The organism is Pseudomonas sp. R1-43-08 (assembly GCF_003852255.1).
Lineage (GTDB): Bacteria > Pseudomonadota > Gammaproteobacteria > Pseudomonadales > Pseudomonadaceae > Aquipseudomonas.
In genome coordinates this window covers 3,892,128-3,916,227 of sequence record NZ_CP027734.1, presented here as the reverse complement: position 1 = coordinate 3,916,227, position 24,100 = coordinate 3,892,128, and the positions used below count along the sequence as shown (strand labels likewise).

General features: G+C 61.6%; 26 protein-coding genes. All 26 read left to right on the top strand.

Annotated elements, in window-relative coordinates:
- Positions 1–127: 127 nt before the first annotated feature.
- The 26 genes from C4J87_RS17895 (at position 128) to flhB (ending at position 23,980) form a co-directional block, all read left to right on the top strand.
- Positions 128–1,549: a flagellin gene (locus C4J87_RS17895; RefSeq protein ID WP_124367853.1), complete on the top strand. Its 1,422-nt coding sequence runs from the start codon at positions 128–130 to the stop codon at positions 1,547–1,549.
- A 75-nt stretch (positions 1,550–1,624) separates the two neighbouring features.
- Positions 1,625–1,975 carry a flagellar protein FlaG gene (locus tag C4J87_RS17890; RefSeq protein ID WP_124367852.1) on the top strand — a complete coding sequence of 117 codons (351 nt, stop codon included), beginning with the start codon at positions 1,625–1,627 and terminating at the stop codon, positions 1,973–1,975.
- 81 nt (positions 1,976–2,056) lie between these two features.
- A complete protein-coding gene (gene fliD / locus C4J87_RS17885; protein ID WP_124367851.1) occupies positions 2,057–3,451 on the top strand; it encodes a flagellar filament capping protein FliD in 1,395 nt (464 codons plus the stop codon).
- Positions 3,452–3,591: 140 nt separating this feature from the next.
- Positions 3,592–3,996 (top strand): flagellar export chaperone FliS, encoded by a 405-nt coding sequence (gene fliS, locus C4J87_RS17880; RefSeq protein ID WP_124367850.1) that lies wholly within the window; start codon positions 3,592–3,594, stop codon positions 3,994–3,996.
- A gap of 25 nt (positions 3,997–4,021) precedes the next feature.
- Positions 4,022–4,318, top strand: a complete 297-nt coding sequence (gene fliT / locus C4J87_RS17875) for a flagellar protein FliT (RefSeq protein WP_124367849.1) — start codon at positions 4,022–4,024, stop codon at positions 4,316–4,318.
- A gap of 170 nt (positions 4,319–4,488) precedes the next feature.
- On the top strand, positions 4,489–5,964 hold the full coding sequence (locus C4J87_RS17870; protein WP_124363784.1) for a sigma-54 dependent transcriptional regulator: 1,476 nt from the start codon (positions 4,489–4,491) through the stop codon (positions 5,962–5,964).
- Positions 5,965–6,074: 110 nt separating this feature from the next.
- Entirely contained in the window at positions 6,075–7,286 is a 1,212-nt protein-coding gene (locus tag C4J87_RS17865) for a PAS domain-containing sensor histidine kinase (protein WP_124369003.1), read from the top strand.
- A 7-nt stretch (positions 7,287–7,293) separates the two neighbouring features.
- Positions 7,294–8,670: a sigma-54 dependent transcriptional regulator gene (locus tag C4J87_RS17860; RefSeq protein ID WP_124367848.1), complete on the top strand. Its 1,377-nt coding sequence runs from the start codon at positions 7,294–7,296 to the stop codon at positions 8,668–8,670.
- 130 nt (positions 8,671–8,800) lie between these two features.
- Positions 8,801–9,130 carry a flagellar hook-basal body complex protein FliE gene (fliE, locus tag C4J87_RS17855; RefSeq protein ID WP_017134937.1) on the top strand — a complete coding sequence of 110 codons (330 nt, stop codon included), beginning with the start codon at positions 8,801–8,803 and terminating at the stop codon, positions 9,128–9,130.
- A gap of 16 nt (positions 9,131–9,146) precedes the next feature.
- The gene (fliF, locus tag C4J87_RS17850; protein ID WP_124363782.1) at positions 9,147–10,922 is read left to right on the top strand and encodes a flagellar basal-body MS-ring/collar protein FliF; all 1,776 of its coding nucleotides are present in this window, start codon (positions 9,147–9,149) and stop codon (positions 10,920–10,922) included.
- Positions 10,915–11,931: a flagellar motor switch protein FliG gene (gene fliG / locus C4J87_RS17845; protein ID WP_124367847.1), complete on the top strand. Its 1,017-nt coding sequence runs from the start codon at positions 10,915–10,917 to the stop codon at positions 11,929–11,931. The genes fliF and fliG overlap by 8 nt, the downstream gene beginning before the upstream one ends.
- 10 nt (positions 11,932–11,941) lie before the next feature.
- On the top strand, positions 11,942–12,706 hold the full coding sequence (gene fliH / locus C4J87_RS17840; RefSeq protein ID WP_124367846.1) for a flagellar assembly protein FliH: 765 nt from the start codon (positions 11,942–11,944) through the stop codon (positions 12,704–12,706).
- Positions 12,696–14,054, top strand: coding sequence for a flagellar protein export ATPase FliI (gene fliI / locus C4J87_RS17835; protein ID WP_124363780.1), 1,359 nt, complete (start codon positions 12,696–12,698; stop codon positions 14,052–14,054). Before fliH ends, fliI begins: the two co-directional genes overlap by 11 nt.
- Before the next feature lie 3 nt (positions 14,055–14,057).
- Entirely contained in the window at positions 14,058–14,507 is a 450-nt protein-coding gene (gene fliJ / locus C4J87_RS17830; RefSeq protein ID WP_124363779.1) for a flagellar export protein FliJ, read from the top strand.
- Positions 14,508–14,602: 95 nt separating this feature from the next.
- Positions 14,603–14,908, top strand: a complete 306-nt coding sequence (locus C4J87_RS17825; RefSeq protein ID WP_124367845.1) for an STAS domain-containing protein — start codon at positions 14,603–14,605, stop codon at positions 14,906–14,908.
- Positions 14,905–16,623, top strand: coding sequence for a fused response regulator/phosphatase (locus C4J87_RS17820; protein WP_124367844.1), 1,719 nt, complete (start codon positions 14,905–14,907; stop codon positions 16,621–16,623). The genes C4J87_RS17825 and C4J87_RS17820 overlap by 4 nt, the downstream gene beginning before the upstream one ends.
- Before the next feature lie 30 nt (positions 16,624–16,653).
- Complete coding sequence (locus C4J87_RS17815; protein WP_124367843.1) at positions 16,654–16,998, top strand: Hpt domain-containing protein; 345 nt, start codon at positions 16,654–16,656, stop codon at positions 16,996–16,998.
- A gap of 104 nt (positions 16,999–17,102) precedes the next feature.
- Positions 17,103–18,389, top strand: coding sequence for a flagellar hook-length control protein FliK (locus C4J87_RS17810; RefSeq protein WP_124367842.1), 1,287 nt, complete (start codon positions 17,103–17,105; stop codon positions 18,387–18,389).
- A 219-nt stretch (positions 18,390–18,608) separates the two neighbouring features.
- Positions 18,609–19,109 (top strand): flagellar basal body-associated protein FliL, encoded by a 501-nt coding sequence (fliL, locus tag C4J87_RS17805; RefSeq protein ID WP_124363774.1) that lies wholly within the window; start codon positions 18,609–18,611, stop codon positions 19,107–19,109.
- Between the two features lie 9 nt (positions 19,110–19,118).
- A complete protein-coding gene (fliM, locus tag C4J87_RS17800; RefSeq protein ID WP_124363773.1) occupies positions 19,119–20,087 on the top strand; it encodes a flagellar motor switch protein FliM in 969 nt (322 codons plus the stop codon).
- Positions 20,088–20,129: 42 nt separating this feature from the next.
- On the top strand, positions 20,130–20,597 hold the full coding sequence (gene fliN, locus C4J87_RS17795) for a flagellar motor switch protein FliN (protein ID WP_053257298.1): 468 nt from the start codon (positions 20,130–20,132) through the stop codon (positions 20,595–20,597).
- A gap of 1 nt (position 20,598) precedes the next feature.
- Positions 20,599–21,033, top strand: coding sequence for a flagellar biosynthetic protein FliO (gene fliO / locus C4J87_RS17790; protein ID WP_124367841.1), 435 nt, complete (start codon positions 20,599–20,601; stop codon positions 21,031–21,033).
- Positions 21,033–21,776 (top strand): flagellar type III secretion system pore protein FliP, encoded by a 744-nt coding sequence (fliP, locus tag C4J87_RS17785; RefSeq protein WP_124363771.1) that lies wholly within the window; start codon positions 21,033–21,035, stop codon positions 21,774–21,776. Before fliO ends, fliP begins: the two co-directional genes overlap by 1 nt.
- Positions 21,777–21,780: 4 nt before the next feature.
- Positions 21,781–22,050, top strand: coding sequence for a flagellar biosynthesis protein FliQ (gene fliQ / locus C4J87_RS17780; RefSeq protein WP_057721355.1), 270 nt, complete (start codon positions 21,781–21,783; stop codon positions 22,048–22,050).
- Positions 22,051–22,054: 4 nt separating this feature from the next.
- Positions 22,055–22,840, top strand: a complete 786-nt coding sequence (gene fliR, locus C4J87_RS17775; protein ID WP_124367840.1) for a flagellar biosynthetic protein FliR — start codon at positions 22,055–22,057, stop codon at positions 22,838–22,840.
- Positions 22,841–22,843: 3 nt separating this feature from the next.
- Complete coding sequence (flhB, locus tag C4J87_RS17770; RefSeq protein WP_124363769.1) at positions 22,844–23,980, top strand: flagellar biosynthesis protein FlhB; 1,137 nt, start codon at positions 22,844–22,846, stop codon at positions 23,978–23,980.
- Positions 23,981–24,100: the final 120 nt, after the last annotated feature.

The window sequence follows — 24,100 nt, the reverse complement described above, 5'->3', positions numbered from 1 at the left end:
TAAAAAAAATCAAAAAAACCCTCAAGCAACCGGCTACCACGACGATAACTATTACGTAGGTTCTCAGGCCACACCCGGCGGTTGCCAGGGCCGGAAGCCGCAGTATCCATCCATCGAGGATTTCGTCATGGCTTTAACAGTAAACACCAACATTGCTTCCATCACTACCCAGAACGGCCTTGGCAAAGCGGCCAACTCGCTGCAAACCTCCATGCAGCGTCTGTCCACTGGTCTGAGCATCAACAGCGCTAAAGACAACGCCTCGGGCCTGCAGATCTCCAACCGTCTGACCAGCCAAATCAACGGCCTGGGCCAAGCTGTAAAGAACGCCAACGATGGTATCTCCATCGCGCAAACCGCTGAAGGCGCAATGCAGGCTTCGACCGACATTCTGCAAAAGATGCGTACCCTGGCTCTGTCCTCGGCTACCGGCTCCCTGAGCGACGCTGACCGTACTTCCAACCAGGAAGAATACCAGGCGCTGACTTCGGAACTGACCCGTATCTCGCAAACCACTACCTTCGGTGGCCAGAAACTGCTCGACGGTTCGTACGGCACCAAAGCCATCCAGGTTGGCGCCAATGCCAACGAAACCATCAACCTGTCCCTGGACAACGTTGCTGCTAACAACATCGGCTCGCAGCAGATCAAGAGCGTCGGCGTTGCACCTAGCACCACAGGTGTTGCCGGTGGCGATATCGGTATCACCGGTAACGGCCAGACCGCTACTGTTACCGTAGCAGCAGGCGCATCGGCGAAAACCATCGCCAGCCAACTGAACGGCGCTGTAGGTGGCCTGAGCGCTTCCGCCAGCACTGAAGCTCAATTCAGCGTGGGTGCTGCCGCCAAGACCGCGCCTGCTACCTTCACCATGACTGTTGGCGGCCAAGCCACCACTTTCACCGGTGTAACCGATACCGCCAGCCTGGCTGACCAACTGAAATCCAACTCTGCAAAACTGGGTATCAGCGTCAACTATGACGAATCCAAAGGCACTTTGTCGGTCAAGTCCGACTCCGGTGAGAACCTGAACTTCAGCGCCTCCACTGACGCCGGTTCGATCACTGTTGCTACCAAAGACGGTAAAGGTGCCTTCGGTACCGGCGTCGCTCTGGCCGACGGCCTGATCGCTACCGGTGCAGTGAACCTGGATTCGTCCAAAGGCTACGCGCTGAACGGTGCTGGTGTGACCGGTCTGTTCGCCGCAGCAGGTACTGCCGCAGCTTCGGCCAAGACCACTGTTGCACAGACCGACGTAAGCAGCGCTTTCAACGCACAGGCTGCTATCGCGGTACTGGACAAGGCTATCGGCGGCATCGATAGCACTCGTTCGGGCCTGGGTGCTGTTCAGAACCGTCTGACCACTACTGTAGACAACCTGACCAACATTCAGAAAAACTCCACCGCTGCACGCTCCACCGTTCAAGACACCGACTTCGCTGCTGAAACAGCTGAGTTGACCAAGCAACAAACCTTGCAGTCGGCTGCTACCGCGATCCTGTCGCAGGCCAACCAACTGCCATCCGCTGTACTGAAGCTGCTTCAGTAATAACGGCGCTTGGTAACTGACGGAAGGGCGCGTTTACGTGCCCTTTCGTCTTTTCGGTTGTAGAGGAGATTGGACATGGACATGAGTGTAAAGCTGGCCTCGTCTTATCCACCGGTAGCCCCTCAAGGCCCGGCCACCGCGGTGGTTGCGGACAAAGACAAAACCAAGGTCGAGGCGATCGTGCCGACCGCCGGTGAGCCGAAACGGGCTGACCTGGAAAAAGCAGTCACCGATATTCGAGAGTTCGTACAAGCGGCCCAGCGCAAACTGGATTTTTCCATTGATGATTCCACCCATCGGGTCGTGGTCAAGGTCATCGCCACTGAAAGTGGTGAAGTGATCCGCCAGATTCCGTCGGAAACGGCCTTGAAGCTGGCACAAAATCTGGCCACCGCCAGTCATGTGCTGTTCGATGAAAAGGTCTGAACTGGCATGAAACTTGTTGCGCTGTTTTCTTGAAGTGCGGTTCGTCAAGAAAACGCCAGCAGCCGTATTAGGAGAAAGACGATGGCGAGTACAACGGTAAACGGTGTGGGTTCTGGCATCGACATCCAGGGCATCGTAAAAGCTTTGGTCGACGCCGATCGGGCGCCGAAGCAGACCCAGATCAATACCCAGTCACAGAAAGCGACTACCCAGCTGTCGTCGATCGGCAAAATCCAGTCGGCGCTGGACGCTTTCCGTGGCGCCATCAAAAGCATGACCGACGACAACAGCTTCAGTGGCCTGACCGGCACTTCGTCAAATGAAAAGGTCGCGACCATGACCACCGCCCAGGGCGCTGCCAACGGCAGCTTCAACCTGGTGGTCAATAAACTCGCCCAGCCTTCCAAACTGTCCACGGTCACCCTGGCTGGCGGCGCTTCGACAGTGGTTAACAAGGGCGATACCGCAACCACCCTGACCATCTCCCAGTCGGGTAAAAAGTTTGATCTGAGCGTGCCGCCGGGCGCAACCCTGCAGCAGGTGCGTGACTCGATCAACACCCAGTTCGGCACCGTCGGGCTTAGTGCCAACATCGTTACCGACTCCACCGGCTCGCGCATGGTGTTGACTTCCACCACGGGTGGCGTCGGCTCGGACCTGACGTTGTCGGGCAACTCGGGTATTGATACCGGCTACAAAGTGATCGATACGCCGCAGAACGCCGAGTACACCATCGATAACGTGCCCTATACGTCCAAGACCAACAACATCACGGACGCGGTGAGCGGGGTCAGCATCAAGCTGCTGTCGGTTTCACCGCCCGTGGATACGAAGGACCCGGACGGGCCGAAGGCAACCACGACGATTTCCGTGAGTACCAGCACCGCGGCGCTCAAGTCCGGGGTCAAAGGCTTTGTCGACAGCTATAACGCTTTGCTCAAGGCGATGAATGCCGAAACCAAGGTGACCAAGGACGCGGCGGGTAACTCGGTATCGGCGACCTTGACCGGTGACGCCAACATGCGCTCGCTGCAAAGCTCCTTGCGCGCCGAGTTCAACGCCTTGTCCGGGAATGGCACCATCAAGTCCCTGGCACAATTCGGTATCAGTACCGACTCCGGTACCGGTCTGTTGACCATGGATGACAAAACCTTCGACAAGATTGCGCTGACCAACTCGGCAGATATCAGCAGTATGTTCAGCGGCAAGACCGGGTTGCTGGCACGCATGACCAATGCCACTGAAGGTTATGCCAAAGCGACCACCGGTATCTTCGCGACGCGCACGACCGCTCTATCCGATAGTCTCAAGACCTTGAGCAAGGACCAGGCGGAACTAGACGTGCATGTGGCGGATCTGCAAGCCAGCCTGACACGCAAATACGCGGCGATGGATTCGCTGGTCGCCCAGTTACGCCAGCAAAGTAACAACATCATGGGCACGCTCAACGCGCTGAACAACCAGAAAAACAATTGACTGAATGCATGAAAAAAGCCCGGGTCATCTGACCTGGGCTTTGTTTTTTACAGGACCATCGGGGTTAAAGTTTCTAGCAGCCCAGTCGACATAATGGTTACTGAAATCCTTTTCGCTGTCGCCTGTCACGAGGTAGAACCATGAATCCCATGCGAGCCCTTCGCCAATACCAGAAGGTTAATTCCCATGCCCAGATCTCCGAGGCGAGCCCGCATCGCCTGGTGCAGATGCTGATGGAAGGCGGTCTGGACCGCATGGCCCAGGCCAAAGGGGCGCTGGCGCGTGGCGACATCGCTGCCAAGGGCCTGATGCTCGGCAAGGCGATTGATATCGTGATCGGCCTGCGTGACGGCCTGGATGCAGAAAAGAGTGATAACCCGGCCTACGTTCAGCAGTTGGAAAGTTTGTATGCATATATGACTAACCGCTTGATGGAAGCGAACCTGCATAACGACGCCGACATGATCGACGAAGTGGCTCGTTTGCTGATCACCGTAAAAGAAGGCTGGGACGCCATTGCGGCGCAACAGGCAGTAGCAGAATAAGGCCTGAAGCCTTAAGGAGCACGTCATGAGCCACGCACTGCAACGCATTGATGAAACCCGTGAAGCCCTGGTCGACGCACTGGCTGCGCGCAACTGGGACGCCATTGGCGAGTTGGACCTGGGGTGTCGCAACGTGATCGATAACGTGCTCAGCGAAGCGCCGGTGGACGAGAATGCGTTGCGGGAGAAGCTGGAGGCACTGTTGGCGGTGTACCAGCAGTTACTTGAGGTGACGACCGGCGAGCGCCAGGCGATATTCGAAGAGATGTCGCAGATCAACCAAGCGAAAAATGCGTCAAAGGTTTACCATCTGTTCGGCTGATAGGGGCGCGGTTGGTCCGAACGGCGCGTCATATATTTGACTGTGCCAGCATTTTTGACTTAACTAGTGCTGTTTTCAGATTTCAGACGTCTAGTAGAAGATAAGTCTTACAGACGTCTTGATTGCCTTCATTCCGGGGCAGGAAGTTTTACTAGGGAAGTTGCTATTGCATGTGGCGTGAAACCAAAATTCTGCTGATCGATGACGATAGCGTTCGCCGCCGCGATTTAGCGGTGATTTTAAATTTTCTCGGTGAAGAAAATTTACCCTGCGGTAGCCATGACTGGCAGCAGGCGGTCAGCTCGTTGGCGTCGAGCCGTGAAGTCATTTGTGTGCTGATCGGGACGGTAAACGCTCCTGGCGCTGTTTTGGGCTTGTTAAAGACACTGTCAACCTGGGATGAGTTCCTTCCCGTGTTGCTGATGGGCGATATTTCTTCCGTGGACCTGCCGGAAGACCAGCGCCGCCGGGTACTTTCCACCCTGGAAATGCCGCCCAGCTACAGCAAGTTGCTCGACTCCCTGCACCGCGCCCAGGTCTATCGCGAGATGTACGACCAGGCCCGCGAGCGCGGCCGTCACCGTGAACCCAACCTGTTTCGCAGTCTCGTCGGCACCAGCCGGGCGATCCAGCACGTGCGCCAGATGATGCAGCAAGTGGCCGACACCGACGCCAGCGTGCTGATCCTGGGCGAGTCGGGCACCGGCAAGGAAGTGGTCGCGCGCAACCTGCATTACCATTCCAAGCGTCGCGACGGGCCGTTCGTGCCGGTCAACTGCGGGGCGATCCCGGCAGAGCTGCTGGAAAGCGAATTGTTCGGCCACGAGAAGGGCGCCTTTACCGGCGCGATCACCAGCCGTGCCGGGCGCTTCGAACTGGCCAATGGCGGCACGCTGTTTCTCGACGAAATCGGCGATATGCCGTTGCCAATGCAGGTCAAGCTACTGCGCGTGTTGCAGGAGCGCACCTTCGAGCGCGTGGGCAGCAACAAGACCCAGAGCGTGGATGTGCGCATCATTGCCGCGACCCACAAGAACCTCGAAAGCATGATCGAGGTCGGCAGCTTCCGCGAAGACTTGTATTACCGCCTCAACGTATTCCCCATCGAGATGGCGCCGCTGCGTGAGCGCGTGGAAGACATCCCTTTGTTGATGAACGAATTGATTTCGCGCATGGAGCACGAAAAACGCGGCTCCATCCGTTTCAACTCCGCCGCGATCATGTCGCTGTGCCGCCACGGCTGGCCGGGCAACGTCCGCGAGCTGGCCAACCTGGTGGAACGCATGGCGATCATGCACCCCTACGGTGTGATCGGCGTGGTCGAGTTGCCGAAGAAATTCCGCTACGTCGACGATGAAGACGAGCAACTGGTCGACAGCCTGCGCAGTGACATGGAAGAACGCGTGGCGATCAACGGCCACGCGCCGGACTTCGGCGCCACGGCCATGCTGCCGCCGGAAGGCCTTGATCTGAAGGACTACCTCGGCAACCTGGAACAAGGCCTGATCCAGCAGGCCCTGGACGACGCCAACGGCATCGTCGCGCGTGCCGCCGAGCGCCTGCGTATCCGTCGCACCACCCTGGTGGAAAAGATGCGCAAGTACGGTATGAGCCGCAAAGAGGGCGATGAACAGGCGGATGATTGACGCCTGTTTTTCAACCAGTTGATTCTTAGGTAGTTTTTTTTCGGCACGGGTATTGCTACAGCCCTCGCAACGTTCCGTTTAACTGACGGTCAGCCAAGCGAGAGAGCATGATGCCCCACGCCGCCCAACTATCTCCGGCCCCTGCCATCCAGGGGCTGGTTTCGCCTGTAGAGCCGCCGACCCGCCAGGGTCTTGAACAGGCGTTCTCGCAGTTCAACCAGATGTCGAGCCAGCTGACCGATTCCTACAGTCTGCTTGAAGCCAGGGTGTCTGAGCTTAAAGGCGAACTCGCGGTGGTCAGCGCCCAGCGCATGCAGGAACTGGCCGAAAAAGAGCGCCTGGCCAACCGCCTGCAGAATCTGCTTTCGCTGTTGCCCGGTGGCGTGATCGTCATTGATGACCAGGGCCGTGTGCGCGAAGCCAACCCGGCGGCCTGCGACTTGCTCGGCCTGCCGCTGGAAGGCGAGCTTTGGCGCCACGTCATCACCCGCTGCTTCGCGCCGCGTGAGGATGACGGCCACGAAGTGTCCCTTAAAGACGGGCGCCGCCTGTCCATCGCCACGCGGTCCCTGGATGCTGAACCGGGCCAGTTGGTGCTGCTCAACGACTTGACGGAAACCCGTCACTTGCAAGACCAACTGGCGCGGCATGAGCGGTTGTCGTCGTTGGGGCGGATGGTCGCGTCTCTGGCGCATCAGATCCGCACGCCGTTGTCGGCGGCGTTGATCTACGCCAGTCATTTGACTGATGAGCAATTGCCGGCTGCCACCCACCAGCGTTTTGCCGGGCGTCTCAAAGAGCGCCTGCATGAGCTGGAACATCAGGTGCGCGACATGCTGGTGTTTGCCCGTGGCGAATTGCCGTTGACCGACCGCCTGACCCCGGCCGGTTTGATGCAGGCCCTGCAAGCGGCAGCCGCTACGCATATCCAGGGCGCCAACCTGCGCTGGCAGTGCGACAGCCACCACGGCGAGTTGCTGTGCAACCGTGACACCCTGGTCGGCGCGCTGCTCAACCTGATCGAAAACGCCACCCAGGCCAGCGGCCCCGGGGCACGCCTCAAGGTGCACCTGTATCGCCGCGAGCAAACCCTGCGCCTGTGCATCAGCGATAGCGGCAGCGGTATCGCGCCGGCCGTGCTGCAGCGCCTGGGCGAACCTTTTTTCACCACCAAGACCAACGGCACCGGCCTCGGCCTGACCGTGGTCAAGGCAGTGGCCCGTGCGCATCAGGGAGAATTGCAGTTGCGCTCCCGGTTGGGGCGCGGCACCTGTGCATTGATGACCTTGCCGCTGTTTTCCAGCGCGGCGAGCGCGGAGTAAAAGGATCATGGCTATCAAGGTTCTATTGGTTGAAGACGATCGCGCCCTGCGTGAAGCATTGGCTGACACGCTGCTGTTGGCGGGCCATGACTACCGCGCGGTCGGCTCTGCCGAGGAGGCCTTGGAGGCGGTGCAGCAGGAGGCGTTCAGCCTGGTGGTCAGCGACGTGAACATGCCCGGCATGGACGGCCATCAGCTGCTCGGCCTGCTGCGCGCGCGCCAGCCGCAATTGCCGGTGCTGCTGATGACCGCCCATGGCGCCGTGGAGCGGGCCGTGGACGCCATGCGTCAGGGCGCGGCGGATTACCTGGTCAAACCGTTCGAACCCAAGGCGTTGATCGAACTGGTCGCCCGGCATGCCCTGGGCGTCATCTCGGCGGTGGCGGGTGAGGGCCCGATCGCCTTCGAACCGGCCAGTGCACAACTGTTGGAACTGGCGGCCCGTGTGGCGCGCAGCGACTCCACGGTGTTGATTTCCGGCGAGTCCGGCACCGGCAAGGAAGTGCTGGCGCGCTATATCCACCAACAATCCAGCCGTGCCCAGCAGCCGTTTATCGCGATCAACTGCGCGGCGATCCCGGACAACATGCTCGAAGCCACCCTGTTTGGCCATGAGAAGGGCTCGTTCACCGGGGCTATCGCGGCCCAGGCCGGCAAGTTCGAGCAGGCCGACGGCGGCACCATTCTGCTCGACGAAATCTCGGAAATGCCCCTGGGTCTGCAAGCCAAGTTGTTGCGCGTGTTGCAGGAGCGAGAAGTCGAGCGGGTGGGCGCACGCAAGCCGATCCAGCTGGATATCCGCGTGGTCGCTACCACCAACCGCGACTTGGCGGGCGAAGTGGCGGCGGGGCGCTTTCGCGAAGACTTGTTCTATCGCCTGTCGGTGTTCCCGCTGGCCTGGCGCCCGTTGCGCGAACGCCCGGCCGATATCATTCCCCTGGCCGAGCGCCTGCTGAACAACCACGTCAAAAAAATGAAGCACGCCCAAGCGCGGCTGTCGGCCGAGGCCCAGGCCTGCCTGGTCGCTTACCCCTGGCCGGGGAATGTGCGCGAGCTGGACAATGCGATCCAGCGCGCGCTGATCCTGCAGCAGGGCGGCTTGATCCAGCCCCAGGATTTCTGCCTGGCCATGGGCAATGGCGTGGCGCCGTTGCCGAGCCTGGCGCCGGCACCGGTGCTTGCCGAAGCCGAATCGGCCGGCGCCCTGGGCGATGACCTGCGCCGGCGCGAATTCCAGATGATCATCGACACCCTGCGCGCCGAGCGCGGCCGCCGCAAAGAAGCGGCCGAGCGCCTCGGCATCAGCCCGCGCACCCTGCGCTACAAGCTGGCGCAGATGCGCGACGCGGGCATGGATGTGGAAGCGTATCTTTTCGCCACCTGAGCAAAGCCCAGGCTGACAAGCTTTGTCGGCTTTTCTTACGAGTCGCAACGAAGCTGGCACCCTTGTTGCACCTCCCCTGGTAACCGCTGCGTAGTGTCAAAAAATTGCGGGTCGTCGGAGAGAGAAGGTCATGAGCCAGGGTATTGAGTTCAATCGGTTGATGTTGGATATGCGCTCCATGCAAATGGATGCCATGGCTCAACCGAAATCTGTCGCGCCAGCGCCGGAATTGGGCCAAAGCAGTTTTGCCGACATGCTCGGTCAGGCAATCAATAAAGTCAGTGATACCCAGCAGGCGTCCAGCCAGTTGGCGACCGCGTTCGAGATCGGTAAAAGCGGCGTGGACCTCACCGATGTGATGGTCGCCTCGCAAAAGGCCAGTGTTTCCTTCCAGGCCTTGACCCAAGTGCGTAACAAGCTGGTTCAGGCTTACCAAGACATCATGCAGATGCCGGTTTAAGGGCGAGATTTAAGTCATGGCAGAAGCAGTCGTGGACAACGTACCCGCCAAGACAGACGGCAAGCCGCCGCTGTTTGGCCTGTCGTTCCTGGAAAACCTCTCCGAAATGACCATGTTGCGTCAGGTGGGCCTGATGGTCGGCCTGGCTGCCAGCGTGGCGATTGGTTTTGCCGTGGTGTTGTGGTCGCAGCAGCCTGATTACCGGCCGCTGTACGGCAGCCTGGCGGGCATGGATTCCAAGCAGATCATGGAAACCCTCGCCGCCGCTGACATCGCCTACACCGTGGAGCCCAACTCTGGTGCCTTGCTGGTCAAGGCCGACGATGTGGCGCGTGCGCGAATGAAACTGGCGGCCGCCGGCGTCACGCCGTCCGACAGCAATATCGGCTTTGAAATCCTCGACAAGGACCAGGGCCTGGGCACCAGCCAGTTCATGGAAGCCACCCGCTACCGTCGTGGCCTGGAAGGCGAGCTGGCGCGGACCATTTCCAGCCTGAATAACGTCAAGGGTGCCCGCGTACACCTTGCCATCCCGAAAAGCTCGGTGTTCGTGCGTGACGAACGCAAGCCGAGTGCCTCGGTATTGGTCGAACTGTTTTCCGGCCGCTCCCTGGAGCCTGGCCAGGTATTGGCGATCATCAACCTGGTAGCCACCAGCGTGCCGGAGTTGAGCAAGTCGCAGATCACCGTGGTCGACCAGAAGGGCAACCTGCTGTCCGACATGGCCGAAAACTCCGCGCTGACCCAGGCCGGCAAGCAGTTCGACTACAGCCGTCGCATGGAAAGCATGCTCACCCAGCGCGTGCATAACATCCTGCAGCCGGTGCTGGGCAACGACCGCTACAAGGCTGAAGTATCTGCCGACGTAGACTTCAGCGCCGTCGAATCGACGTCCGAGCAATTCAATCCGGACCAGCCCGCCCTGCGCAGCGAGCAGTCCACCAGTGAACAACGCACCGCCAGCAACGGCCCGCAAGGCGTACCGGGGGCCCTGAGCAACCAGCCGCCGGCACCTGCTTCCGCCCCGCAAACCACCGGTGGCGCCGCTGCCACCGCTGGCGCGATTGCGGCCGGCCAACCGCTGCTGGACGCCAACGGTCAGCAGATCATGGACCCGGCCACCGGCCAGCCGATGCTCGCCCCGTACCCGGCGGACAAGCGTAACCAGTCCACCAAGAACTTCGAGCTCGACCGCTCCATCAGCCACACCAAGCAGCAGCAGGGCAAGATCAATCGCCTGTCGGTGTCGGTGGTGGTCGATGACCAGGTCAAGGTCAACGCCGCTGACGGTGCCGTTACCCGCGCGCCATGGAGCGCCGACGAATTGGCGCGCTTCACCCGCCTGGTGCAGGACGCCGTCGGCTTCGACGCCAGCCGTGGCGACAGCGTCAGCGTAATCAACATGCCATTCTCCGCCGAGCGCGGCGAAGTGATCACCGACCCGGCGTTCTACACCCAGCCGTGGTTCTGGGACATCGTCAAGCAAGTGCTGGGAGTGTTGTTCATCCTGGTGCTGGTGTTCGGCGTGCTGCGGCCAGTGCTCAACAACATCACCGGGCATGGCAAGAAACAACTGGCATTGGCCGGTGGCGACGTCGAGTTGGGCGGCATGGGTGGCCTGGACGGCGAACTGGCCAACGACCGCGTCAGCCTGGGCGGCCCGCAAAGCATTCTGTTGCCGAGCCCGAGCGAAGGCTACGACGCTCAGTTGAACGCAATCAAAAGTCTGGTAGCAGAAGACCCCGGCCGTGTGGCCCAGGTCGTGAAAGAGTGGATTAACGCAGATGAGTGATCGAGCCGCTGTTGCCAAGCTCTCCCGGGTCGACAAAGCCGCCGTGCTGCTGCTGTCGTTGGGCGAAACCGACGCCGCCCAAGTGCTGCGCCACATGGGCCCCAAAGAGGTCCAGCGCGTCGGCGTGGCCATGGCGCAGATGCGCAATGTGCACCGCGAGCAAGTCGAACAGGTGATGAGCGAGTTCGTCGAGATCGTCGGCGACCAGACCAGCCTGGGCGTCGGCTCCGATAGCTATATCCGCAAAATGCTCACCTCGGCCCTGGGCGAAGACAAGGCCAATGGCCTGATCGACCGCATCCTGCTGGGCGGCAACACCAGTGGTCTCGACAGCCTGAAGTGGATGGAGCCGCGCGCGGTCGCGGACGTGATTCGCTACGAACACCCGCAGATCCAGGCCATCGTCGTGGCCTATCTGGACCCGGACCAGGCCGGCGAAGTGCTCGGCCACTTCGACCATAAAGTGCGGCTGGACATCATCCTGCGCGTGTCGTCGCTGAACACCGTGCAGCCGGCGGCGCTGAAAGAACTCAACACGATTCTCGAGAAACAGTTCTCGGGCAACTCGAACGCCTCGCGCACCACCCTGGGCGGGATCAAGCGTGCAGCCGACATCATGAACTTCCTCGACAGCTCGGTCGAAGGCCAGTTGATGGACTCGATCCGCGAGATCGACGACACCCTGTCCGGCCAGATCGAAGACCTGATGTTCGTGTTCAACAACCTCGCCGATGTCGACGACCGTGGCATCCAGGCGTTGCTGCGCGAAGTGTCGTCCGACGTGCTGGTGCTGGCCCTCAAGGGCTCGGACGAGGGCGTCAAGGAAAAGATCTTCAAGAACATGTCCAAGCGTGCTTCCGAACTGTTGCGCGACGACCTGGAAGCCAAGGGCCCGGTGCGCGTCAGCGACGTGGAAACCGCGCAGAAAGAAATCCTCACCATTGCCCGCCGTATGGCCGAAGCCGGAGAAATCGTTCTCGGCGGGAAGGGCGGCGAAGAAATGATTTAAGGCGCCCCGCATGTCGAACAAAGATGAGACGCCCAGCGACCTGATTCGCGCGCGGGATGTCGGCGGGTTCGACATCTGGTCGTTGCCCAACTTCGACCCCCACGTGCCGGAGCCAGAACCTGAGCCGGTGGAGGAACCGCCGGCGCAGATGGAGGAAGTGCCGCTGGAAGAAGTCCAGCCGCTGACCCTTGAAGAGTTGGAAGCCATCCGCCAGGAGGCTTACAACGAAGGCTTCGCGGCCGGTGAAAAAGACGGCTTTCGCAGCACTACCCTCAAGGTTCGCCAGGAAGCCGAAGAAGCCCTCAGTGGCCAATTGGCCAGCCTGGAGCGCTTGATGGGCAACCTGTTCGACCCCATCGCCGAACAGGACTCGCAGCTGGAAAAATCCATGGTCGGCCTGGTGCAGCACATCGCGCGCCAAGTGATCCAGCGTGAACTGGTGCTGGATTCCAGCCAGATCGAAGGCGTGATGCGCGAAGCCCTCAAGCTGCTGCCCCTGGGTGTCGGCAATGTGCGGCTGTATATCAACCCGCAGGATTTCGAGCAGGTCAAAGCCTTGCGCGAGCGCCATGAAGAAACCTGGCGCATCGTCGAGGACGCGGCCTTGCAGCCTGGCGGCTGCCGCGTCGAGACCGAGCACAGCCGCATCGATGCCACGGTGGAAACCCGCATCAGCCAGATCATGACCAAATTGCTCGACCAGTTGCATGAGCAGGTGCTGCACCCGGCCGAGCCTGACCTGAGCGTTGACCTGGACGCCACCGATGCGCCTTGACCGCACCAGCTTCGCCAAGCGCCTGGGTAGCTACGCCGAGGCCACCGAGTTGCCCGGCCAGCCCATCCTTGAAGGGCGTCTGTTGCGCATGGTCGGCCTGACCCTTGAAGCCGAGGGCTTGCGTGCCGCCATGGGCAGCCGCTGCATGGTGATCAACGACGACAGCTACCACCCGGTGCAGGTCGAAGCCGAAGTGATGGGCTTTTCCGGCAACAAGATTTTCCTGATGCCGGTGGGCAGCCTCGCCGGTATCGCCCCCGGCGCCCGCGTAGTGCCCCTGGCCGACACCGGACGCCTGCCGATGGGCATGAGCATGCTCGGCCGCGTACTCGACGGCGCCGGTCGCGCGCTGGATGGCAAAGGCGGCATGAAGGCTGAGGACTGGGTGCCGATGGATGGCCCCACCATCAACCCGCTCAACCGTAACCCCATCAGCGTGCCGCTGGACGTGGGTATTCGCAGCATCAACGGTTTATTGACGGTCGGTCGCGGCCAGCGCCTGGGCCTGTTCGCCGGTACCGGTGTGGGTAAATCGGTGTTGCTGGGCATGATGACGCGGTTTACCGAGGCCGACATCATCGTGGTCGGGCTGATCGGCGAGCGTGGCCGTGAGGTCAAGGAATTCATCGAGCACAGCCTGGGTGAAGAAGGCCTCAAGCGCTCGGTGGTCGTCGCCTCGCCGGCGGATGACGCACCGCTGATGCGCCTGCGCGCCGCCATGTACTGCACGCGCATCGCTGAATATTTTCGCGACAAGGGCAAGAATGTCCTGTTGCTGATGGACTCGCTCACCCGTTTCGCCCAGGCCCAGCGCGAGATCGCCCTGGCCATCGGCGAGCCGCCGGCGACCAAGGGCTATCCGCCGTCAGTGTTCGCCAAGCTGCCCAAGCTGGTGGAGCGGGCCGGTAATGCCGAGGCCGGCGGGGGCTCGATCACCGCGTTCTACACCGTGTTGTCCGAAGGCGATGACCAGCAGGACCCGATTGCTGACTCGGCGCGGGGCGTGCTTGACGGGCACATCGTGCTGTCGCGGCGACTGGCCGAAGAAGGGCACTACCCGGCCATCGATATCGAGGCGTCCATCAGCCGGGTGATGCCGGCGGTGGTCACGCCGGAGCACATGGCCCGTGCGCAATACTTCAAGCAGCTGTGGTCGCGTTATCAGCAGAGCCGCGACCTGATCAGCGTCGGCGCCTACGTGGCCGGCGGCGATCGCGAGACCGACCTGGCCATTGCGCTGCAACCGCAGTTGGTGACCTACCTGCGCCAGGGGCTGAACGACAAGATCAGCATGGGCGAAAGCGAAGCACATCTGCAGTCCATCTTCGCCCCCGCGCCAGGCGGCTAAGCCATGGCCAACAGCCGCGCCGCGCGCCTGGCCCCGGTGGTGGAAATGGCCGAAAAGGCCGAAAAAACCGCCGTGCAGCGCCTGGGCTATTTCCAGGGCCAGGTGCGCCTGGCGGAAAGCAAGCTGGGCGACCTCGAGCGCTTTCGCCTCGAGTATCAGCAACAGTGGATCGAGCGCGGCAGCAAGGGCGTGTCGGGCCAATGGCTGATGGGGTACCAGGGCTTTCTCAACCAACTGGAAACCGCCGTCGGCCAGCAGCGCCAGAGCCTGGCCTGGCACCAGAACAACCTCGATAAAGCGCGCGAAAGCTGGCAAGCGGCGTTCGCCCGCGTCGAAGGTTTGCGCAAGTTGGTGCAGCGCTATCTCGACGAAGCGCGAGCCCTTGAGGATAAGCGTGAGCAGAAGCTGCTCGACGAGCTGTCCCAGCGCCTTCCTCGCCAGGAACAGTTCTAACCAGGGAAACAGGGCACATTTGAACTACTGTGTTGCTCAGATCGAATTCGCCTGCTACACCTTGTGTCTAGTGCCAATGACAAGGAAGCAGTCACATGTCGATCGAGCCAGATGTATCCCTGGATGGGAAGAAGTTGACGATCACGATCAAGGGCCGATTCGATTTCGGCAGCCACCAGGCATTTCGTGATGCCTACGAGCGGTTCTATAAGGTGCCTGAGTCGTACGTCGTGGACCTGAAAGAAACCACTTATATGGACAGCTCGGCCCTGGGCATGCTTCTGCTGCTGCGGGACCATGCCGGTGGCGATAATTCAGATGTGCGCGTGACCAACAGCAACACGGACGTGCGCAAAATCCTCGCCATTTCCAATTTCGACAAGCTTTTCGATATCTCGTGAGAGTCCTGGCGCCCTTATCCGAGCCGCTGACCATCCTGATTGCCGAAGACAGTGCCGCCGACTTGCTGTTGTTGTCGACCATCGTGCGGCGTCAGGGTCACCATGTGCTCACCGCGACCAATGGCGAGCAAGCCGTTGAGGTGTTTGCGCGCGAGCGCCCGCAGTTGGTGTTGATGGACGCGATGATGCCGGTGATGGATGGTTTTCTCGCCGCGCGTTGGATCAAGCAATTGGCGGGCGAGCAGTTGGTCCCCATCATCTTCCTGACCTCGCTGCGCGAAAGCGCCGCACTGGCCGAGTGTCTGGACGCCGGCGGCGACGATTTCCTGCCCAAGCCCTATAACCAGTTGATTCTGGCCGCCAAGATCAACGCCATGGACCGCCTGCGGCGGCTGCAAGCCACGGTGCTGCAGCAGCGTGACCAGATCGCCCGTCACAACGATTACTTGTTACATGAGCAGCGCACCGCCAAGGCCGTGTTCGACAAGGTCGCGCATTCGGGTTGCATCAACGCGGCGCCGAATATCCGCTACCTGCAATCGCCCTATGCACTGTTCAACGGGGACCTGTTGCTGGCGGCCTATACGCCGTCCGGCGACATGCACGTGTTGCTCGGCGATTTCACCGGCCACGGCCTGCCGGCGGCCATCGGTGCCATGCCCCTGGCCGAAGTGTTCTATGGCATGACCGCCAAGGGCTATGGGCTGACGCAGACCCTGCGCGAGATGAACGCCAAGCTCAAGCGCATCCTGCCGGTGGACATGTTCTGCTGCGCCACACTGTTGTGCCTGAGCACCGAGCGGCGCGTGGTGGAGGTGTGGAACGGCGGCATGCCCGAGGGCTATGTGCATGAGGTGGCTACCGGCAAGCGCACGCCGTTGATGTCGCGGCATCTGCCGTTGGGCGTGCTGTCGGCCCAGGCATTCGATGACAGCACCGAAGTCTGGCCCATGGCCCTGGGCGACCGGGTGTTCCTGCTCTCCGATGGGGTGCTGGAGACCGCCGACGCCAACGACCAGTTGTTCGGCGCCGAGCGTTTGCAGCAGGTGTTTGCCGCCAACCGCGAGCCCGACCGCTTGTTCGAGGATATCGAGCAGGCGCTGGCGGCCTTTCGCGGTGAGGCACGGGACGACGTCAGCATGGTTGAAATCACCTTGCTGTCCGGCCAACCGCTGCGCGTGGCGGAACCTATGTATTCCGACAGTGGCCAGTCGTGCCCGCTGAATTGGTCGGCGAGTTTTGAATTTCGCGCGCAGACCCTCAGGCGCTACAACCCATTGCCCTATCTGCTGCAATTACTGTTGGAGGTCCACGGCCTGCGTGAGCAGAGCGGTGCGCTCTACACGGTGATGGCCGAGTTGTATGCCAATGCCCTCGAACATGGGGTACTGGGGCTGGATTCACAGCTCAAGCAAGATGCCGAAGGGTTTGCGCAGTACTACCGCCTGCGCAACGAGCGGCTGGCGCAATTGAACAGCGGCCATATCCGGATACATGTGCAGGTGTCCCCGACTGCAAAGGGCGGCAAGATGACGTTGCGTGTCGAGGACAGCGGGCCCGGCTTCGATGTTGACGAGGTGCTGACGCGGCCGCTGGATGCTGACCGTCTGTCTGGCCGCGGCTTGAGCCTGGTGCGTCAACTTTGCAGCGCGGTACGCTGGTCCGATGGCGGGCGCAGTGTCTGCGTGGAGTTTTGCTGGGAGGCTCTGGCATAATCCGCCGATTCTTGATCAAGGAGCGAGCAAGTGGCTGAGATTCATCTGGACCCCGACGTGCTGTCGGGCTTGCAGGAGGTGATGGAGGACGAGTACCCACGGTTGCTGGAGACCTTCCTTCATGACTCCGAAGAGCGCGTCACCGCCTTGCGCAAGGCGCGTGATGACGCCAAGGCGCTGGGGCGCATCGCCCATAGCTTCAAGGGCAGCAGCGGCAACCTTGGGGCGGTGCGACTGGCGCAGTTGTGTCAGCGCCTGGAAGTGGAGTCCGTTGGCACGACGGCGGACCTCGGGGCCTTGGTCGATCAGATCGATCATGAGTTTGCCTTGGTCCGGCCGCTGTATGAGTCGGAGCGGCAGCGCTTCAGTCTCTGAAGCACTTCAAACCGCGATTTAGCTGCCCTGGGCGACTTGGCCCGACTCTTGCTCTATCTCTGGATACTGCATCCCCGACCCCCATGCAGTGGAGACCTTTACCTATGCCAGTCGCCCCTAATTCGCTCCTTCAGGCTGCCCCCGCGGCCAAGCCTCAAGCGCCTGCTGCCACCCCTGCGGCAGCGGCTGCGGACCCACGGGACAAGGGCCCTGGCTTCGCTCAAGTGTTCGCCAACCAAGGCGCCAAACCGGCCTTGAAAACCGCCGACGCCCCAGGCAAGTCCGCGCCGACGGCGGCTGACGATCAATCTGCCGCCAGCACGCCGGCGGTTGCCGATAGCGGCAATCCCTTGCCTGCCAAGCCGGCCAAGGCCGACGAGGAGGCCGCCGACACGCCCGCCGACCCGTCCCTGGCGCAGCAGCCCCCGGCCGATCCGCCGGTCGATCCCGCGCTGATCGCCACGGTCACACCCGTTGCCGTGCCGGTGGAAACGCCAGCGCCGGCGGCGGCAGTGGAAGATGACAAGCCCCAGCCGGTCGCCGCCGCCTCCGTCGCAGTGGTCGACACGGCCAAGTCACCCGCCTTCGACCCCGAAGCCGACCCATTGGATGCGATGCCCGCCGTACGCTTGGCGATGGAGCAGGGCGGCCATGTGTCGGCCAGCAGCCAGGCGCCGCAGAAAACTGCGCCAGCCACGCCGCTGGATCAACCAACCGCCGCGCAGAACTTCGCGGCAGGCCTGGTCACCATGGTCGATCAACAAACCACCAAGGACAGCACCGGCCAGGGCGGCGACAAAGCCTTCGGCGCGCTGATTGATGACGGCCTCAAGGACCTCAAGGACGCCAGCAGCGACACCCGCGTGGATGACTTCGCCAACCGCCTCGCCGCGCTGACCCAGGCCGCCACGCCGAAAACCGCCAACGCCCTGCCGCCGGTGACCAACGCCCCGCTGGTCATGCACCAGAGCGGCTGGACCGAAGAAGTGGTCAACCGCGTGATGTACCTTTCCAGCGCCAACCTCAAGTCGGCCGAAATCCAGCTGCAGCCGGCCGAACTGGGGCGCCTGGACATCAAGGTCAACATGACGCCCGACCAGCAGGCCCAGGTGAGCTTCATGAGCGGCCATGCGGTGGTTCGTGAAGCGCTGGAAAGCCAGTCCGGGCGCCTGCGCGAGATGTTCGCCCAGCAAGGCATGGGGCAGGTGGACGTGAATGTGTCCGACCAGCCTCGCGGGCAGGAGCAGCAGCAACAGCAGAGCCAGGCGCGGGGCGTGAGTGGCGGCCGGAGTAGTTCTGGCGATGCTGCCGACTCTGTCGACGTGGCGGTCGCCGTCGCGCCGGTGGTGAGCAGTGTGATCGGCTCCAGCGCCGTCGACTACTACGCCTGACCCAAGCCGAACAGAGATCAAAATGTGGGAGGGGGCTTGCTCCCGATTGGGGTACATCAGTCATGGATTTGCTGACTGACACACCGCAATCGGGAGCAAGCCCCCTCCCACATTTGATCTGTGTTGTCCTGTTGCCCTGGTGCCAGACAACTCTGGCATAACACTTGCTCTTGCCTTTCCGTAGATCTATGAATCCCAGAATAGTGACGGATTATTGGCATGGCGAAGAGCGACGACGCAGCAACTCCCCCCGCAGGCAAAGGCAAGCTCAAGCTGATCCTGCTGATTGTGCTGGGCCTGCTCCTGGCCATTGGCGCCTCGGTGGGTGGCACCTGGTACATCATGCACAGCAGCGCCAGCAAGCCGGCCCCCGCTGCCGACGCCGCCACGAACGTCAAGCAACCGGCAATCTTCGAGCCGATGCTGCCGGCGTTTGTCGCCAACTACAACCAGAACGGTCGCCAACGCTACTTGCAGGTGAGCATCACCTTGCTGGCGCGCAACCAGGCGGACCTGGACGCGCTCAAGGTGCACATGCCGGTGATCCGCAACAACCTGGTGATGCTGTTCTCCGGGCAGAGCTTCGACAGCCTGGCCACTGCGGTCGGCCAGGAAATGCTGCGCCAGAAGGTCACTGCCAGCGTGCAGGAAGTGGCCCAGAAAGAGCTCGGCAAAGTCGTGGTCGAGCAGGCGCTCTTCACTAACTTCGTATTGCAGTAGGACCACGACATGGCCGTGCAAGACCTGCTGTCCCAGGATGAAATCGACGCGCTGTTGCATGGCGTCGACGATGGTCTGGTACAGACCGAAATGGCTGCCGAACCCGGCAGCGTCAAAAGTTACGACCTGACTACCCAGGATCGCATCGTCCGTGGACGCATGCCGACTCTGGAAATGATCAACGAACGTTTCGCCCGATACACCCGTATCAGCATGTTCAACATGCTGCGCCGTTCGGCGGACGTGGCGGTGGGCGGCGTGCAGGTGATGAAGTTCGGTGAATACGTGCATTCGCTGTACGTTCCCACCAGCCTTAACCTGGTCAAGATCAAGCCGTTGCGCGGCACCGCGCTGTTCATCCTCGACGCCAAGCTGGTGTTCAAGCTGGTGGACAACTTCTTCGGTGGCGACGGCCGTCACGCCAAGATCGAAGGCCGTGAATTCACGCCCACCGAACTGCGCGTGGTGCGCATGGTGCTGGAGCAGGCCTTCATTGACTTGAAGGAAGCCTGGCAGGCGATCATGGAAGTCAATTTCGAGTACATCAACTCGGAAGTGAACCCGGCCATGGCCAACATCGTCGGGCCGAGCGAAGCCATTGTGGTGTCGACGTTCCACATCGAACTCGATGGCGGTGGCGGCGACCTGCACGTGACCATGCCGTACTCGATGATCGAGCCGGTACGCGAAATGCTCGACGCCGGTTTCCAGTCCGACCTCGACGACCAGGACGAACGCTGGGTCAAGGCCCTGCGCGAAGACCTGCTCGACGTCGACGTGCCCCTGAGCGCCACCGTGGCCCGTCGCCAGTTGCGCCTGCGCGACATTCTGCACATGCAGCCGGGCGACGTGATCCCCGTCGAACTGCCGGAAGAACTGATCATGCGCGCCAACGGTGTGCCGTCGTTCAAGGTCAAGCTCGGTTCCCACAAGGGCAACCTGGCGTTGCAGGTGATTGAGCCAATCAATCGCCGCTGATGCACCCCTATTCATGATTGTTTGCTGCGCCGAGGACATGTAATGGCTACCGAACACGAAAACACTTCCGCCGAAGACCAGGCCCTGGCTGACGAGTGGGCTGCGGCCCTGGAAGAAACCGGCGATGTCGGCCAGGACGACATCGACGCGCTGCTGGCCGCCGACGCTGCCTCCGCGCCGGCCGGCAAACGCCTGCCAATGGAAGAATTCGGCAGCGTGCCGAAAAACAACGACCCGGTGACCCTCGACGGCCCTAACCTGGACGTGATCCTGGACATTCCGGTGTCGATCTCCATGGAAGTGGGCAGCACCGAAATCAACATCCGCAACCTGCTGCAGCTCAACCAGGGCTCGGTGATCGAGCTTGACCGCCTGGCCGGCGAGCCGCTGGACGTGCTGGTCAACGGCACGCTGATCGCCCATGGCGAGGTGGTGGTGGTCAACGAGAAGTTCGGCATTCGCCTGACGGACGTGATCAGCCCGAGCGAACGCATCAAGAAGTTGCGCTGAAATGAAGTACAGCATGGCGGGACTGTTGCTGGCGCTGCCCTTGGGCGCCCTGGCGGCTGAGCCGATCGCGCAAGCGGCTGCGGCACCTGCGGTCGGCAGCGTCGGCGGGCAGTTGACGCAACTGATGCTCGGCCTGTTGCTGGTGGTCGGCCTGATTTTCGTGCTGGCCTGGCTGATGCGCCGTGTGCAGCGTATCGGCCCGGGCAATGCCCAGGTCATCGAGCTGATCGGCTCGCGTGCCCTCGGCCCGCGCGATCGCCTGGTGCTGGTGCAGGTCGGCGAGGAGCAGATCCTGCTCGGCCTCACTCCCGGCCGCATTACTCCGTTGCACGTACTCAAGACACCGGTGGACGCGGCCAAGACCGAGGCCGCCACGCCAGAATTCGCCCAGCGCCTGATGGAATTGCTGGGCAAGGATCAGAAGGATAAGAAGTAATGCGCGTGTTCCTGACGCTCATGCTGTTGCTGGCCGCGCCGATGGCCCTGGGCGCCGACCCGTTGTCGATCCCGGCGATCACCCTGGGCACCAATGCGGCCGGCGCGCAGGAATACTCGGTCAGCCTGCAGATCCTGCTGATCATGACCGCGCTGAGTTTTATCCCGGCGTTCGTCATGCTGATGACCAGCTTCACGCGGATCATCATCGTGTTCTCGATCCTGCGCCAGGCCCTGGGCCTGCAACAGACGCCGTCGAACCAGATCCTCACCGGCATGGCGTTGTTTTTGACGCTGTTCATCATGGCGCCGGTGTTCGACAAGGTGAACCAGCAAGCCCTGCAGCCCTACCTGGCGGAGAAAATGACCGCCCAGGACGCGATCGACAAGGCCCAGGGTCCGATCAAGGACTTCATGCTGTCGCAGACCCGCTCCAGCGACCTCGAGCTGTTCATGCGCCTGTCCAAGCGCACCGACATCGCCACGCCGGACCAGGCCCCGCTGACCATCCTGGTGCCGGCCTTCGTCACCTCGGAATTGAAGACCGCGTTCCAGATCGGCTTCATGATTTTCATCCCGTTCCTGATCATCGACCTGGTGGTGGCGAGCGTGCTGATGGCGATGGGGATGATGATGCTCTCGCCGCTGATCATTTCGTTGCCGTTCAAGATCATGCTGTTTGTGCTGGTGGACGGCTGGGCGCTGATTATCGGCACCCTGGCCGGCAGTTTCGGAGGGGTATAGCGCGATGACCCCAGAAGTTGCCGTCGACCTGTTTCGCGAAGCGCTGTGGCTGACCACCCTGATGGTCGCCGTGCTGGTGGTGCCGAGCCTGCTGGTCGGCCTGCTGGTGGCGATGTTCCAGGCCGCCACCCAGATCAACGAACAGACCCTGAGCTTCCTGCCGCGCCTGCTGGTGATGTTGATCACCCTGATCGTCGCCGGCCCGTGGCTGGTGCAAACCTTCATGGAATACATCCTGCAGCTGTACGGCAGTATTCCGCAGTTGATCGGCTGAGCCGATGCAATCGTTACTGGCCTTGACCGACACCCAGATCAGCACCTGGGTGGCCTCGTTCATCCTGCCGCTGTTTCGCGTCACGGCCATGTTGATGGCCATGCCGGTGTTCGGCACCACCCTGGTACCACGGCGTGTGCGCCTGTATTTCGCGGTGGCGATCACCGTGGTGATCGTGCCCGGCTTGCCGCCGATGCCGCCGGTCAACGCTCTCGACCTCAGCGCATTGATGCTGATCGCCGAACAGATCCTGATCGGCGCCATGCTGGGCTTTTCCCTCAGCCTGTTCTTCCAGGCGTTTGTGGTCGCCGGGCAAATCATCTCGGTGCAGATGGGCATGGGCTTCGCGTCCATGGTCGACCCCACCAACGGTGTGTCGGCGGCGGTGATCGGGCAATTTCTGACCATGCTGGTGACCTTGCTGTTCCTGGCCATGAACGGCCATCTGGTGGCGTTCGAGGTCATGACCGAAAGCTTCACCACCTTGCCGGTGGGCTCGGGGCTGGTGGTCAACCACTTCTGGGAACTGGTGGGGCGCCTCGGCTGGGTGCTGGGCGCGTCGTTGCTGCTGGTGTTGCCGGCGATCACAGCGTTGCTGGTGGTCAACATCGCGTTTGGCGTGATGACCCGCGCGGCGCCGCAGCTGAACATTTTCTCGATTGGTTTCCCCTTGACCCTCGTGTTGGGCATGGGGATTTTCTGGGTCGGCCTGGCTGACATTCTCAATCAGTATCAACCGCTGGCGACCGATGCCTTGCAGTTCCTACGTGACCTGGCACGGGCGCGCTGAGCCATGGCCGAGAGCGAGAGTGGTCAGGACAAGACAGAAGACCCCACGGAGAAACGTAAAAAGGACTCCAGGGAAAAGGGCGAGATCGCACGCTCCAAGGAGCTCAATACCGTTGCGACCATGATGGCCGGTGCCGGCGCCTTGCTGATCTATGGCGGTGGCCTGGCGCTGGACTTGCTGGAGCTGATGAAGCACAACTTTACCTTGCCCCGCGAGGTGTTGCTCAACCCGGATTCCATGGGGCTCTACCTGCTGCATTCGGGCAAGATCGCGCTGCTGGCGGTGCAACCGATCCTGATCACCTTGCTGCTCGCCGCGCTGATCGGCCCGGTCGCCCTCGGCGGCTGGCTGTTTGCCGCCAGCAGCATGGCGCCCAAGTTCAGCCGCATGAACCCGGCGGCCGGGCTCAAGCGCATGTTTTCCACCAAGGCCCTGGTGGAGCTGCTCAAGGCCTTGGCCAAATTCATCCTGATTCTGTTCGTGGCGTTGTCGGTGTTGTCGTCCGACATCGACGACCTGCTGCGCATCGCCCATGAACCGCTGGAGTCGGCGATCATCCACAGTCTGCAAGTGGTGGGTTGGAGCGCGTTGTGGATGTCTGCCGGGCTGATCATCATCGCGGCGGTGGACGCGCCGATCCAGCTGTGGGAAAGCCACAAGAAACTGCTGATGACCAAGCAGGAAGTGCGTGACGAACACAAGGACCAGGAAGGGCGCCCGGAGGTCAAGCAACGCATCCGCCAACTGCAGCGGGAAATGTCCCAGCGCAAGATGATGGCCTCGGTGCCCGACGCCGATGTGATTATCACCAACCCGACCCACTACGCCGTCGCCCTCAAGTACGACCCGGAGAAGGGCGGCGCGCCGATGTTGCTGGCCAAGGGCAGCGACTTTACCGCGCTCAAGATTCGTGAAATCGCCGTGGCCAACGACATCCTGCTGCTGGAATCACCGGCGCTGGCGCGGTCGATCTTCTATTCCACCGACCTCGATCAGGAAATCCCCGCCGGGCTGTACCTGGCCGTGGCGCAGGTATTGGCCTACGTCTACCAGATCCGCCAGTACCGGGCGGGCAAGGGCAAGCGGCCCGATCCGCTCAAGGACCTGCCGATTCCGCCGGATTTGCGTCGCGACTCCTGAAAACGCGCTTTTATGTCTGCCTCTGTAGGAGCGAGCTTGCTCGCGAAAAACTCCGAGTCGCCGCGTTCATCCTGATTTGCGCGTTATCGTTACCCACCTTCGCGAGCAAACTCGCTCCTA